The 15,063-nt window shown below is 31.7% G+C and carries 10 protein-coding genes; 6 read left to right on the forward strand and 4 right to left on the reverse strand.

The window, feature by feature from the left end:
* Nucleotides 1–10 precede the first annotated feature (10 nt).
* From IDG66_RS06615 to IDG66_RS06630, 4 genes are all read right to left on the reverse strand, one after another.
* Nucleotides 11–931 carry an ABC transporter permease gene (locus IDG66_RS06615; RefSeq protein ID WP_000806117.1) on the reverse strand — a complete coding sequence of 307 codons (921 nt, stop codon included), beginning with the start codon at nt 929–931 and terminating at the stop codon, nt 11–13.
* Complete coding sequence (locus IDG66_RS06620) at nt 928–2,094, reverse strand: ABC transporter permease (RefSeq protein ID WP_000848781.1); 1,167 nt, start codon at nt 2,092–2,094, stop codon at nt 928–930. Before IDG66_RS06620 ends, IDG66_RS06615 begins: the two co-directional genes overlap by 4 nt.
* A 67-nt stretch (nt 2,095–2,161) precedes the next feature.
* A complete protein-coding gene (locus IDG66_RS06625) occupies nt 2,162–3,685 on the reverse strand; it encodes a DUF6583 family protein (protein WP_000038541.1) in 1,524 nt (507 codons plus the stop codon).
* A 330-nt stretch (nt 3,686–4,015) separates the two neighbouring features.
* The gene (locus tag IDG66_RS06630) at nt 4,016–4,909 is read right to left on the reverse strand and encodes a CHAP domain-containing protein (RefSeq protein ID WP_000751207.1); all 894 of its coding nucleotides are present in this window, start codon (nt 4,907–4,909) and stop codon (nt 4,016–4,018) included.
* A 247-nt stretch (nt 4,910–5,156) separates the two neighbouring features.
* Between IDG66_RS06630 and esxA the strand changes: the two genes are divergently transcribed.
* From esxA to essC, 6 genes are all read left to right on the forward strand, one after another.
* Entirely contained in the window at nt 5,157–5,450 is a 294-nt protein-coding gene (gene esxA, locus IDG66_RS06635; RefSeq protein WP_001240826.1) for a WXG100 family type VII secretion effector EsxA, read from the forward strand.
* An 82-nt stretch (nt 5,451–5,532) separates the two neighbouring features.
* Nucleotides 5,533–8,562, forward strand: coding sequence for a type VII secretion protein EsaA (gene esaA, locus IDG66_RS06640; protein ID WP_001837420.1), 3,030 nt, complete (start codon nt 5,533–5,535; stop codon nt 8,560–8,562).
* Entirely contained in the window at nt 8,562–9,020 is a 459-nt protein-coding gene (gene essA / locus IDG66_RS06645; RefSeq protein ID WP_000928935.1) for a type VII secretion protein EssA, read from the forward strand. The genes esaA and essA overlap by 1 nt, the downstream gene beginning before the upstream one ends.
* The gene (esaB, locus tag IDG66_RS06650; RefSeq protein ID WP_001071606.1) at nt 8,992–9,234 is read left to right on the forward strand and encodes a type VII secretion protein EsaB; all 243 of its coding nucleotides are present in this window, start codon (nt 8,992–8,994) and stop codon (nt 9,232–9,234) included. Before essA ends, esaB begins: the two co-directional genes overlap by 29 nt.
* 12 nt (nt 9,235–9,246) lie before the next feature.
* A complete protein-coding gene (essB, locus tag IDG66_RS06655) occupies nt 9,247–10,581 on the forward strand; it encodes a type VII secretion protein EssB (protein ID WP_000240338.1) in 1,335 nt (444 codons plus the stop codon).
* 21 nt (nt 10,582–10,602) lie between these two features.
* On the forward strand, nt 10,603–15,042 hold the full coding sequence (gene essC, locus IDG66_RS06660) for a type VII secretion protein EssC (RefSeq protein ID WP_000549274.1): 4,440 nt from the start codon (nt 10,603–10,605) through the stop codon (nt 15,040–15,042).
* The last annotated feature ends 21 nt before the right edge of the window (nt 15,043–15,063 follow it).

Consider the following 15,063-nt stretch of genomic DNA (forward strand, 5'->3'; position numbering starts at 1 on the left):
TTACGCTCCTTTACATGAAAATAATCAAGTATACGATACCCATAGCAAGTGCATATATAAATGTCATGAATAATCGATGACTTATTGTTTGAATATGGAATAAGATAAAGACGATACCTATCTCATAAATCAATATAAGTAACAGTGATTTTAAGTAAAATATTAAGCTGAGTGGTTGAGACAAATATAGACTAACTGCCAATAGTACCAACAATAACAAGATCGTATGTGTCATTACATAAGTACTATATAGTTTGAAACGGGTTAAATGATATTGTGATAATCGTTGCAATGCTGCTTGTTGGTTTAAACGATAATGAAGTACTACTTGAACAGCGCTAACAAATAAAATCACAGCAAAGATTAAGCTAATTGAAATAGATTGTTGTGCTTGTTTAGTAAGCGACACAAATTTGATTTTAGATTCAGGTGTATGTTTATGATAGGACTTGTTGATAGCATCGATGGATTGATGTTGTTTCATATCCTCAAGGTGTTCATAAATAATGTTAGGAATTTGCTGTTCATATAATGAACTACTAACAATTTCTACAGCAATACCACCTATAAAGTCATCTCTACCATATAACTGTATCGTTTCTTTTAAACGGTTCTCTTTTAATTTTTGAGAGAAACCTTTAGGAATTTGCATACTTAAAATAGCTTCCTTTTTAGTAACATCATCTTCAATATAGCTTTCATCTTCATCGACTTTTTTAATAGTTACATAGTCAGATTGTTTAATTTTATTGACGAATGATTTTGATGCAGTGGTTTGGTCTAAATCTTGAATGGTAATCGGTATTTTGAAGTTGTCATGTGCTACACGGTAACCGATACCAATAAGTACGAGTGCGATGACAATGGTTGTTACGAGCAAGATGTATTGTAACCATTGCTTGAACACAACAAGTTGTATATAAGGCTTCATTGACGATACCTCCAAACCAATACAGCTAAATTAATTATCAAAAGTGCGATGAAACTAAGATAGAAACTAGGGTGCAGTTCTAAAATGTAGTTGTTTAAAATAATTTCTAACAATTGATTTGTTACAACTGCGAACGGTTGAATATTGAAAACGCCATTTGCTATATGTTGTAAAAAAATCGTAGGTATTGTTAAACCAGATAACACCAGGATGACAATAGCTAATATGACTTTACTAATACTATTCAACAAGCCTGTTGTTAAAAGTTCGATGAGTAATAACCACAGTATTAAAAAGGTAACATAATAGCTTAAATGAATGGCTAACGTTGGCCAATTATATAATTCAAAGGTATTCGGAATACTGAACACAATCCAAACTACACCAACGATACTCCATAACATAGTATAAAACCATGTAATCAACACACGAATGATTAATAAACGCTCTTTAGAAAAATGAAACATTTTCAATCGCGCTTTCAATACAGTATCTTGATTCATTTTCAAAACTGTAAATAAAGATAGTGCAAAGATGAATACCGTTGTTAAAAAACCTGTAATTGCATAATAACTGCCCGTATCGTATAAATGAATCGGTTCTAAGTTAAATGCACCTGAACGGTTTAATCCTGTAATCAGCAAATCAGTCATAACATTGATACTGTCAGAATGTGATGCTTTCGGTGCTAAGTCTTGAAAAGCTAAGATGCCACCCATTGATCGCATAAGACGTTGGTAAACAGAATCTGTTAGCTGAGATAGCACGACACTTTTCATGGATTGTTGATCATATGTATATACTGAAATTGGTAGTTCGCCTTGTTTATAAAATGCCTTGGTCATACCTTTATCAAAAACAAAATAGCCTTGAAGTTTATGTTTTTTTAACAAAGTATGTGCTTGCTTATCATCATATGCCTTAATGCTCACGTTTTTTCCTAGGTTACTCCCTTTACCAATAGAGTTTAAGATTAATTTCGTTTCACTTGATTGATCTTTATCTACGACACCTATATTAAAATGATTGTCATCTTCTGTTACATGTTGGATCGTCGTTAATGTAATAACGAGTGCCGCTAATATAAATAGTAAATAGATAATCAAATACCACTTTTTCAATAAAAAAGAGTGGTAGATGCGAAACAAATGTATTGTTTTCATTTAACCACTCCTCCAATGATAAGATTGAAAGGCAAGATGACCTTCCAATCTTATTTTTATATTTTAGTTATTTAGATGCCTTTTTTAAAATTGATTCAAACATTTTGCCGCCATTTTTTTCGATTTCTTTTTCAAGTTTTTCACGGTCTTTTGAAGATAGACTATTGAAATCTTTCGCACCACTATCATCAAAATCAATATCTGCTTTCAATTTTGTGCTAGATTTTAAAATGAAATTAATTGGTTCTTCAGCATATTTGATGCCGATATTTAACGTAGATTTCTGAGTGTTATTTTTGACGTCAGAATCTATATTATTTTCAAAAGTGAATTCATTTTCGTCGCTATATTTATCTAATGCGACAGTAATTTTACCTTTATCTTGACGTTTTGTGCCATCTACTTTTTCTTGGTTATCTAATTTGATTTTTGATTCATCATATTCTGTCTTTTTACCAAATTCGTATTTATCACTGTATTTATTGTCTTTTTCCTTAGAAGATACGCCTTTAATTGTATATTTCGCTTCAGCATACGTGTATTTATCTTGATCGAAATCAAGTGCGTAATCTAGTTTTAACTTATCGTCTTCTAAAGTATTAGTACCTTTGATTTTAGTTTTATTATTTTCTTTGTCTGTAATAGTAATTTCTCGTTTTACAATCGTATGTTTTTCGGTATAAATTTTAGATTGAATTTTAGCAAATTCATCCTTTTTAGTTTCTTTGACATCGTCAATTGCTTTTTTGATGTCTTTTTCAAAGTCTTTTGTAGCACCTTGTTCTTCCATTAATTTTTTAAGGTCTTTATCCTTTTTAGCTTCTTCTAATACAGCTAATGTAATTTTTTTAGTGTCAGCTCTGCTAAGTGTTAACGTGACAGGTCTAACTTTGTACTTTTCACCATTAACCTTAATTTCTTCTTTTTTACCTTTATCAAAATTATCGTCATCTAATTTGTCGACAATAAGTTCGGAATATTTTTCGGCAATTTTGCTGTAGTCACTTTGTTGTGCTTGAGCATTACTAAAAAGAGTATTTAAATTTAGTTGTTGGTTTGTAATACCATTTTCTTTTGCTGTTTCTTCATCTTCACCTGTAAGTTTTGAATAAGTTGATAATAAATCAGAATTATTAACACTATATTTCCCTTTAAATAATGGTGATTCGAAATAATGCTTATCTTTATCTGCAGCTAACTGGAATTTCCCTAATGCAGAGTCTGCTATTGTTGGTTCAAGATTAATCATTGATTTCTCTTTTTTAGGATCATGTCCATATGACATTTTAATTTTCGAAGCATTAACAACAGATTTAGGAATACCAAGCCCCTTAACAATTTCATCTGATGCATCTGCGCTTAATTCTAATGAAGATAAAAATGAATTATCTTTCATCTTTTCTTGGAACTTCACTTCATTTTCAAAACGGTCATTAAAATAATCTTTATACATTTTTGCTGTTTGTTGTTCACTTTTTAGGTATGTATTTTTCGGTGTATTAGCAAAAAATGCATAAACTCCCCATGCGATTCCACCTATTAATAATAAGACAACAATAATAGGAATTATAATTTTTAGTTTTTTAGACATTTTGTTTCCTCCCAATTATTTATGAGTTAATCATATCAGAACAATACATTTTATTAAATGGTTTATTTTAAATTTTGTTTAAATTAATAGGATTTTAGTTATAATAATGTTTAATAAGTTATTGGAAATCTAATAAACTACAAAAAATATTTTGATTACATAATGATTATTTAAAAATGTCGGTTAACTTTAAGGTGACAAGTTATTGCAATTTTGAAGGTAGACATCATATTTTATAATCGAATAACATACAAAATAAAGCGACCAATTTTGCAGTGTTACGAATTGTAAACTGCGAACTGGTCGCTTTTTATTGATGTCATGATTAATTTAATGGATGTAATTATATGATGAAACTTCTGAAGCAGAGATGGTTCTTGATGAAACGATATATTCACCAATCCAGTTCATTTCTGAAATTAGAATACTTCCATCAATATTAACTTTTTCAACGTAGGCTACATGACCAAATGGACCATTTACTGTTTGTAAAATTGATCCTCGTGTTGGGTGTCTATCTACTTTGAAGCCATTGCTTGAAGCTTGGCCTGCCCAGTTTTTAGCATCTCCCCAAAATGTACTAATCGTGTGTCCATCTTTGGCACGTTTATCAAAGACATACCATGTACATTGTCCAGCAGTATATAAGTTGTTCTTACTTGTGATAAGAGGCTGATCAATGATTTTACCGTTACCTAATGCTAAAGGTTTACCGTCAGCGGTCTTTGCTTTGTCATTAAATTCGGCGATTTGTAATTCGTCATACAATTCGTCTAAATCGATGCCTGTAATAAGCCCTTTGTTATCTTTTGAAAAAGCGTTATTTAATTCATCGTCATTGTCTTCGACATTCGGTATTGCTGGTGTCAAAGGATTGCTTGGTGACGTTTGAGGCGGTGTGTGTGAATCAATTGCGTCATTAATGTGCGTATACTGACCACTTAATGAAGAATGGTACTGATTGTTGTTAAGATCACGTTGATTTGCGTGTTGATGATTGTCGTTTGTACGTGACTGGTTTTGATGATTGTTGTTTGGCGTGTTGTTTTTGTCATATGTATAAGTATACGCGCCGGTGTCTTTATTCACTTTGAACTGTGCGTTTGGGTGTGCTTTCTTTGCTTCTTCTAATGTTTTGCTATCATTCGTATATGCTTGAGCCGAGTTAGGCGACATACTAAATAAAGTAAGAGTTGTCATCGTCAGTAAAATTGTTTTCTTCATAATAACCATTTAATCCTTTATGTATTTAATTTAATTTTAGTATACACATTTATATTACAAAAATGAATGGTTAATTAAAAATATATGGGTATATTCAATATATTTATTTAAAAAAAGCTAAAAATACTTAAAAAACTATATACATATACTAATAATTTATATATTATTTGAGTAAGGAGCACTTTTTCAAAAAATAGTGTCCCTAAAAAGTTTTGATAAACTTAAAATATTCAGGAGGTTTCTAGTTATGGCAATGATTAAGATGAGTCCAGAGGAAATCAGAGCAAAATCGCAATCTTACGGGCAAGGTTCAGACCAAATCCGTCAAATTTTATCTGATTTAACACGTGCACAAGGTGAAATTGCAGCGAACTGGGAAGGTCAAGCTTTCAGCCGTTTCGAAGAGCAATTCCAACAACTTAGTCCTAAAGTAGAAAAATTTGCACAATTATTAGAAGAAATTAAACAACAATTGAATAGCACTGCTGATGCCGTTCAAGAACAAGACCAACAACTTTCTAATAATTTCGGTTTGCAATAAGCATTCTGAAATTGGCAAAGTCACATTTTCTAATGTGGCTTTGCTTATCATTTTTTAAGAAAACAACTGAAAGGAAATAAGCATGAAAAAGAAAAATTGGATTTATGCATTAATTGTCACTTTAATTATTATAATTGCCATAGTTAGTATGATATTTTTTGTTCAAACAAAATATGGAGATCAATCAGAAAAAGGATCCCGAAGTGTAAGTAATAAAAATAATAAAATACATATCGCAATTGTTAACGAGGATCAACCAACGACATATAACGGTAAAAAAGTTGAGCTGGGTCAAGCATTTATTAAAAGGTTAGCAAATGAGAAAAACTATAAATTTGAAACAGTAACACGAAACGTTGCTGAGTCTGGTTTGAAAAATGGTGGATACCAAGTCATGATTGTTATCCCAGAAAACTTTTCAAAATTGGCAATGCAATTAGACGCTAAAACACCATCGAAAATATCGCTACAGTATAAAACAGCTGTAGGACAAAAAGAAGAAGTAGCTAAAAACACAGAAAAAGTTGTAAGTAATGTACTTAACGACTTTAACAAAAACTTAGTCGAAATTTATTTAACAAGTATCATTGATAATTTACATAATGCACAAAAAAATGTTGGCGCTATTATGACGCGTGAACATGGTGTGAATAGTAAATTCTCGAATTACTTATTAAATCCAATTAACGACTTCCCGGAATTATTTACAGATACGCTTGTAAATTCAATTTCTGCAAACAAAGATATTACAAAATGGTTCCAAACATACAATAAATCATTATTGAGTGCGAATTCAGATACGTTCAGAGTGAACACAGATTATAATGTTTCGACTTTAATTGAAAAACAAAATTCATTATTTGACGAGCACAATACAGCGATGGATAAAATGTTACAAGATTATAAATCGCAAAAAGATAGCGTGGAACTTGATAACTATATCAATGCATTAAAACAGATGGACAGCCAAATTGATCAACAATCAAGTATGCAAGATACAGGTAAAGAAGAATATAAACAAACTGTTAAAGAAAACTTAGATAAATTAAGAGAAATCATTCAATCACAAGAGTCACCATTTTCAAAAGGTATGATTGAAGACTATCGTAAGCAATTAACAGAATCGCTGCAAGATGAGCTTGCAAATAACAAAGACTTACAAGATGCGCTAAATAGCATTAAAATGAACAATGCTCAATTCGCTGAAAACTTAGAGAAACAACTTCATGATGATATTGTCAAAGAACCTGATACAGATACAACATTTATCTATAACATGTCTAAACAAGACTTTATAGCTGCAGGTTTAAATGAGGATGAAGCTAATAAATACGAAGCAATTGTCAAAGAAGCAAAACGTTATAAAAACGAATATAATTTGAAAAAACCGTTAGCAGAACACATTAATTTAACAGATTACGATAACCAAGTTGCGCAAGACACAAGTAGTTTGATTAATGATGGTGTGAAAGTGCAACGTACTGAAACGATTAAAAGTAATGATATTAATCAATTAACTGTTGCAACAGATCCTCATTTTAATTTTGAAGGCGACATTAAAATTAATGGTAAAAAATATGACATTAAGGATCAAAGTGTTCAACTCGATACATCTAACAAGGAATATAAAGTTGAAGTCAATGGCGTTGCTAAATTGAAAAAGGATGCTGAGAAAGATTTCTTAAAAGATAAAACAATGCATTTACAATTGTTATTTGGACAAGCAAATCGTCAAGATGAACCAAATGATAAGAAAACAACGAGTGTTGTGGATGTAACATTGAATCATAACCTTGATGGTCGCTTATCGAAAGATGCATTAAGCCAGCAATTGAGTGCATTATCTAGGTTTGATGCGCATTATAAAATGTACACAGATACAAAAGGCAGAGAAGATAAACCATTCGACAACAAACGTTTAATTGATATGATGGTTGACCAAGTTATCAATGACATGGAAAGTTTCAAAGACGATAAAGTAGCTGTGTTACATCAAATTGATTCAATGGAAGAAAACTCAGACAAACTGATTGATGACATTTTAAATAACAAAAAGAATACAACAAAAAATAAAGAAGATATTTCTAAGCTGATTGATCAGTTAGAAAACGTTAAAAAGACTTTTGCTGAAGAGCCACAAGAACCAAAAATTGATAAAGGCAAAAATGATGAATTTAATACGATGTCTTCAAATTTAGATAAAGAAATTAGTAGAATTTCTGAGAAAAGTACGCAATTGCTATCAGATACACAAGAATCAAAAACAATTGCAGATTCAGTTAGTGGACAATTAAATCAATTAGATAATAATGTGAATAAACTACATGCGACAGGTCGAGCATTAGGCGTAAGAGCGAATGATTTGAACCGTCAAATGGCTAAAAACGATAAAGATAATGAGTTATTCGCTAAAGAGTTTAAAAAAGTATTACAAAATTCTAAAGATGGCGACAGACAAAACCAAGCATTAAAAGCATTTATGAGTAATCCGGTTCAAAAGAAAAACTTAGAAAATGTTTTAGCTAATAATGGTAATACAGACGTGATTTCACCGACATTATTCGTATTATTGATGTATTTACTATCAATGATTACAGCATATATTTTCTATAGTTATGAACGTGCCAAAGGACAAATGAATTTCATTAAAGATGATTATAGTAGTAAAAACCATCTTTGGAATAATGTCATTACGTCAGGTGTTATTGGTACAACTGGTTTGGTAGAAGGATTAATTGTCGGTTTAATTGCAATGAATAAGTTCCATGTATTAGCTGGCTATAGAGCGAAATTCATCTTAATGGTGATTTTAACTATGATGGTCTTCGTATTTATTAATACGTATTTACTAAGACAGGTAAAATCTATCGGTATGTTCTTAATGATTGCTGCATTGGGTCTATACTTTGTAGCTATGAATAATTTGAAAGCGGCTGGACAAGGTGTGACTAATAAAATTTCACCATTGTCTTATATCGATAACATGTTCTTCAATTATTTAAATGCAGAGCATCCTATAGGCTTGGCGCTAGTAATATTAACAGTACTTGTGATTATTGGCTTTGTACTGAACATGTTTATAAAACACTTTAAGAAAGAGAGATTAATCTAATGTTGATGAATAGCGTGATTGCTTTAACTTTTTTAACAGCATCTAGCAATAATGGCGGACTTAATATTGACGTGCAACAAGAAGAGGAAAAGCGAATCAATAATGATTTAAATCAATATGATACAACGCTATTTAATAAAGACAGCAAAGCGGTTAATGATGCGATTGCTAAGCAGAAAAAAGAACGACAACAACAAATAAAAAATGATATGTTTCAAAATCAAGCGAGTCACTCGACTCGCTTGAATGAAACTAAAAAAGTGTTATTTTCCAAATCTAACTTAGAAAAGACTTCGGAGAGTGATAAAAGCCCCTATATTCAAAACAAGCAGGAGAAAAAAATATTCCCGTACATTTTGATGTCTGTAGGGGCTTTTTTGACTTTAGGATTTGTCATTTTTTCAATTCATAAAGGGAGACGAACGAAAAATGAATCAGCACGTAAAAGTAACATTTGATTTTACTAATTATAATTACGGCACATATGACTTAGCAGTACCAGCATATTTACCGATAAAAAACTTAATAGCTTTAGTATTGGATAGTTTGGACATTTCAATATTTGATGTCAATACACAAATTAAAGTGATGACGAAAGGTCAATTACTTGTTGAAAATGATCGACTCATTGATTATCAAATCGCTGATGGAGATATTTTGAAGTTACTATAGGAGGAAAAATAGATGGTTAAAAATCATAACCCTAAAAATGAAATGCAAGATATGTTAACGCCTTTAGATGCTGAAGAAGCAGCTAAAACAAAATTACGCTTAGATATGAGAGAGATTCCTAAGTCTTCAATTAAACCAGAACATTTTCATTTAATGTACTTATTAGAACAACATTCTCCATATTTTATAGATGCTGAATTAACTGAACTACGTGACAGTTTCCAAATACATTATGACATTAATGACAATCATACACCTTTTGATAATATTAAATCATTTACTAAAAATGAAAAATTACGTTACTTACTCAATATCAAAAATTTAGAAGAAGTAAATCGTACACGCTACACATTTGTGTTGGCACCAGATGAATTATTTTTCACAAGAGATGGATTACCCATTGCTAAAACAAGAGGGTTACAAAATGTTGTTGATCCATTACCTGTGTCAGAAGCTGAATTTTTAACAAGATATAAAGCACTGGTTATCTGTGCATTCAATGAGAAACAATCATTTGATGCTTTAGTTGAAGGAAACTTAGAACTACATAAAGGAACGCCATTTGAAACTAAAGTTATTGAAGCGGCAACGTTAGATTTACTAACGGCATTTTTAGATGAACAGTATCAGAAACAAGAACAAGATTATAGTCAAAATTATGCATATGTACGCAAAGTAGGACATACCGTTTTCAAATGGGTTGCTATCGGTATGACAACGTTAAGTGTTTTATTAATTGCATTCTTAGCCTTTTTATATTTTTCAGTAATGAAGCATAATGAGCGCATTGAAAAAGGATACCAAGCATTTGTAAAGGATGATTATACGCAAGTACTAAATACGTATGATGATTTAGATGGTAAAAAATTAGATAAAGAGGCACTTTACATTTATGCCAAAAGTTATATCCAAACAAATAAACAAGGTTTAGAAAAAGATAAGAAAGAAAATTTACTTAATAATGTGACACCAAATTCAAACAAAGACTACTTATTATATTGGATGGAATTAGGACAAGGACATCTTGATGAAGCGATTAATATTGCCACTTATTTAGATGATAACGATATTACAAAGTTAGCGTTGATTAATAAATTAAATGAGATTAAAAATAACGGAGATTTATCGAATGATAAACGTTCTGAAGAAACGAAAAAGTATAACGATAAATTGCAAGATATTTTAGACAAAGAAAAACAAGTTAAAGATGAAAAAGCGAAATCTGAAGAAGAGAAAGCAAAAGCGAAAGATGAGAAATTAAAGCAACAAGAAGAGAACGAAAAGAAACAAAAAGAACAAGCACAAAAAGATAAAGAAAAACGCCAAGAAGCTGAAAGAAAAAAATAGTATAGGACTGAGGCAAAGACAATGCATAAATTGATTATAAAATATAACAAACAATTGAAGATGCTCAATTTGCGAGATGGTAAGACATATACTATTAGCGAAGACGAGCGTGCAGATATTACGTTGAAATCGTTAGGCGAAGTCATTCATTTAGAACAAAATAATCAAGGTACTTGGCAAGCGAATCATACTTCTATTAATAAGGTGCTTGTTAGAAAAGGTGACCTTGATGACATTACATTACAGCTTTATACAGAAGCTGATTATGCATCATTTGCGTATCCTTCAATTCAAGATACGATGACAATTGGACCAAATGCGTATGATGATATGGTTATTCAAAGCTTGATGAATGCCATCATTATTAAAGATTTTCAATCAATACAAGAATCACAATACGTACGCATTGTGCACGATAAAAATACAGATGTGTATATTAACTATGAACTACAAGAGCAACTAACGAACAAAGCTTACATTGGTGATCATATTTATGTTGAAGGGATATGGCTCGAAGTACAAGCTGATGGTTTAAATGTATTGAGTCAGAATACAGTGGCATCGTCATTAATTCGCTTAACACAAGAGATGCCACATGCACAGGCAGATGATTACAATACGTACCATCGTTCGCCAAGGATTATTCACCGTGAACCGACGGATGATATTAAGATTGAAAGACCGCCACAGCCAATACAGAAGAACAATACAGTGATATGGCGTTCCATTATACCGCCATTAGTAATGATTGCTTTAACTGTTGTCATCTTTTTAGTGAGACCAATTGGTATTTATATTTTAATGATGATTGGTATGAGTTCAGTAACGATAGTATTTGGTATTACAACGTATTTCTCTGAAAAGAAAAAGTATAACAAAGATGTTGAAAAACGAGAGAAAGATTACAAAGATTATTTGGATAATAAATCTAAAGAAATTAATAAAGCGATTAAAGCACAACGTTTTAGTTTGAATTACCATTATCCAACGGTTGCTGAAATTAAAGATATCGTTGAAACGAAAGCACCAAGAATATATGAAAAAACATCGCATCATCACGATTTCTTACATTATAAGTTAGGTATTGCGAATGTAGAAAAGTCATTCAAATTAGATTACCAAGAAGAAGAATTTAACCAACGTCGTGATGAATTATTCGACGATGCTAAAGAATTGTATGAATTTTACACAGATGTAGAACAAGCACCATTAATCAATGATTTAAATCATGGACCGATTGCATATATTGGTGCACGACATCTCATTTTAGAAGAATTGGAAAAAATGTTAATCCAATTGTCAATATTCCATAGTTATCATGATTTAGAGTTTCTATTTGTGACACGTGAAGATGAAGTTGAAACATTGAAATGGGCACGTTGGTTGCCACATATGACATTGAGAGGTCAAAACATTAGAGGATTTGTTTACAATCAACGAACACGTGACCAAATTTTAACGTCAATTTACAGCATGATTAAAGAACGTATCCAAGCTGTGCGTGAACGCAGTAAAAGTAATGAGCAAATTATTTTTACACCGCAATTAGTGTTTGTCATTACAGATATGTCATTAATTATTGATCATGTCATTTTAGAATATGTAAACCAAGATTTATCAGAATATGGTATTTCATTAATCTTTGTTGAAGATGTGATTGAAAGTTTGCCAGAGCATGTAGATACCATTATTGATATCAAGTCTCGTACTGAAGGAGAACTGATTACGAAAGAAAAAGAATTAGTTCAATTGAAATTTACACCTGAAAATATTGATAACGTCGATAAAGAATATATCGCGCGACGTTTGGCGAATTTGATACACGTCGAACATTTGAAAAATGCAATTCCTGATAGTATTACATTTTTAGAGATGTATAACGTGAAAGAAGTAGATCAGCTTGATGTGGTTAATCGATGGAGACAAAACGAAACATACAAAACGATGGCAGTACCTTTAGGTGTAAGAGGTAAAGATGACATTTTATCATTGAACTTACATGAAAAAGCACACGGACCACATGGTTTAGTTGCTGGTACCACTGGGTCAGGGAAATCTGAGATTATCCAATCATACATTTTATCTTTAGCTATTAATTTTCACCCACATGAAGTTGCGTTCCTATTGATTGACTATAAAGGTGGGGGTATGGCGAACTTATTTAAAGATTTAGTCCATTTAGTTGGTACGATTACAAACTTAGATGGTGATGAAGCGATGCGTGCCTTAACATCAATCAAAGCCGAATTGAGAAAACGTCAACGTTTATTCGGAGAGCATGATGTTAACCATATTAATCAATACCATAAGTTATTTAAAGAAGGTATTGCGACAGAACCAATGCCACATTTATTCATTATTTCCGATGAGTTTGCCGAATTAAAATCAGAACAACCTGATTTTATGAAAGAACTTGTATCAACGGCACGTATTGGACGTTCGTTAGGTATTCATTTAATACTTGCGACACAAAAACCATCGGGTGTTGTTGATGACCAAATTTGGTCTAACTCTAAATTTAAATTGGCATTAAAAGTACAAGATAGACAAGACAGTAATGAAATTTTAAAAACACCAGATGCAGCAGACATTACATTACCAGGTCGTGCGTATTTACAAGTTGGTAATAATGAAATTTATGAATTGTTCCAATCTGCATGGAGTGGAGCAACATATGACATCGAAGGCGATAAATTAGAAGTTGAAGATAAGACGATTTACATGATTAATGATTATGGTCAACTTCAAGCAATCAACAAAGACTTGAGTGGACTTGAAGATGAAGAAACGAAAGAAAATCAAACTGAGTTAGAAGCGGTTATCGATCATATAGAATCTATTACAACACGATTAGAAATTGAAGAAGTTAAGCGTCCATGGTTACCACCATTACCAGAAAATGTATATCAAGAAGATTTAGTAGAAACAGATTTCAGAAAATTATGGTCAGATGATGCAAAAGAAGTGGAATTAACATTAGGACTTAAAGACGTACCAGAAGAACAATATCAAGGGCCGATGGTATTACAATTGAAAAAAGCTGGTCACATCGCGTTAATCGGAAGTCCAGGATATGGTAGAACAACGTTCTTACACAACATTATTTTCGATGTTGCAAGACACCATCGTCCTGATCAAGCACACATGTACTTGTTCGATTTCGGTACCAATGGTTTGATGCCAGTCACAGACATACCACATGTCGCTGATTACTTTACAGTAGATCAAGAAGACAAGATTGCGAAGGCGATACGTATATTTAATGATGAAATCGATCGCCGTAAGAAGATTTTAAGTCAGTATCGTGTTACTAGTATTTCTGAATATCGAAAATTAACTGGTGAAACAATTCCGCATGTCTTTATTCTTATTGATAACTTTGACGCAGTAAAAGATTCACCTTTTCAAGAAGTTTTTGAAAATATGATGATTAAAATGACACGTGAAGGGCTAGCATTAGACATGCAAGTAACCTTAACTGCCTCAAGAGCTAACGCTATGAAAACACCAATGTACATTAATATGAAAACGCGTATCGCCATGTTTTTATATGATAAATCAGAAGTGTCGAACGTAGTAGGACAGCAAAAATTTGCGGTTAAAGATGTAGTGGGTCGAGCATTGTTAAGTAGCGATGACAACGTATCATTCCATATTGGCCAACCATTTAAACATGATGAGACCAAATCATATAATGATCAAATTAATGATGAAGTATCGGCGATGACAGAATTTTATAAAGGTGAAACACCAAGTGATATTCCTATGATGCCAGATGAAATTAAATATGAAGATTACAGAGAATCATTAAGCTTACCGGATATAGTTGCAAATGGTGCTTTACCAATTGGATTAGATTATGAAGGTGTTACACTACAAAAAATTAAATTAACTGAACCAGCAATGATTTCATCAGAAAATCCGAGAGAAATTGCGCATATTGCTGAAATTATGATGAAAGAAATTGACATATTAAATGAAAAATATGCGATTTGTATCGCAGATTCAAGTGGAGAGTTTAAAGCTTATAGACATCAAGTGGCTAACTTTGCCGAAGAAAGAGAAGACATTAAAGCGATTCATCAACTAATGATTGAAGACTTAAAACAAAGAGAAATGGACGGTCCGTTTGAAAAAGATTCACTTTACATTATCAATGATTTTAAAACATTTATTGATTGCACGTATATTCCGGAAGATGATGTTAAAAAACTTATTACAAAAGGACCAGAACTTGGCTTGAACATTTTATTTGTCGGTATTCATAAAGAATTAATAGATGCTTATGATAAACAGATTGATGTTGCACGTAAAATGATTAACCAATTTAGTATAGGTATTCGTATTTCAGACCAACAATTCTTTAAATTTAGATTTATTCAACGAGAACCTGTTATTAAAGAAAATGAAGCATATATGGTCGCAAACCAAGCTTATCAAAAGATTAGATGGTTTAAATAGCAATGAATTAAATAGGAGGGA

The organism is Staphylococcus sp. EG-SA-18 (assembly GCF_017151825.1).
Lineage (GTDB): Bacteria > Bacillota > Bacilli > Staphylococcales > Staphylococcaceae > Staphylococcus > Staphylococcus aureus.

Excerpts from the sequence above, each read along its gene's own strand:
- IDG66_RS06615 (WP_000806117.1), bottom strand. The coding sequence starts at position 931 with ATGAAGCCTTATATACAACTTGTTGTGTTCAAGCAATGGTTACAATAC.
- esaA (WP_001837420.1), top strand. The coding sequence starts at position 5,533 with ATGAAAAAGAAAAATTGGATTTATGCATTAATTGTCACTTTAATTATT.
- IDG66_RS06620 (WP_000848781.1), bottom strand. The coding sequence starts at position 2,094 with ATGAAAACAATACATTTGTTTCGCATCTACCACTCTTTTTTATTGAAA.
- IDG66_RS06625 (WP_000038541.1), bottom strand. The coding sequence starts at position 3,685 with ATGTCTAAAAAACTAAAAATTATAATTCCTATTATTGTTGTCTTATTA.
- IDG66_RS06630 (WP_000751207.1), bottom strand. The coding sequence starts at position 4,909 with ATGAAGAAAACAATTTTACTGACGATGACAACTCTTACTTTATTTAGT.
- essC (WP_000549274.1), top strand. The coding sequence starts at position 10,603 with ATGCATAAATTGATTATAAAATATAACAAACAATTGAAGATGCTCAAT.
- esxA (WP_001240826.1), top strand. The coding sequence starts at position 5,157 with ATGGCAATGATTAAGATGAGTCCAGAGGAAATCAGAGCAAAATCGCAA.
- essB (WP_000240338.1), top strand. The coding sequence starts at position 9,247 with ATGGTTAAAAATCATAACCCTAAAAATGAAATGCAAGATATGTTAACG.
- essA (WP_000928935.1), top strand. The coding sequence starts at position 8,562 with ATGTTGATGAATAGCGTGATTGCTTTAACTTTTTTAACAGCATCTAGC.
- esaB (WP_001071606.1), top strand. The coding sequence starts at position 8,992 with ATGAATCAGCACGTAAAAGTAACATTTGATTTTACTAATTATAATTAC.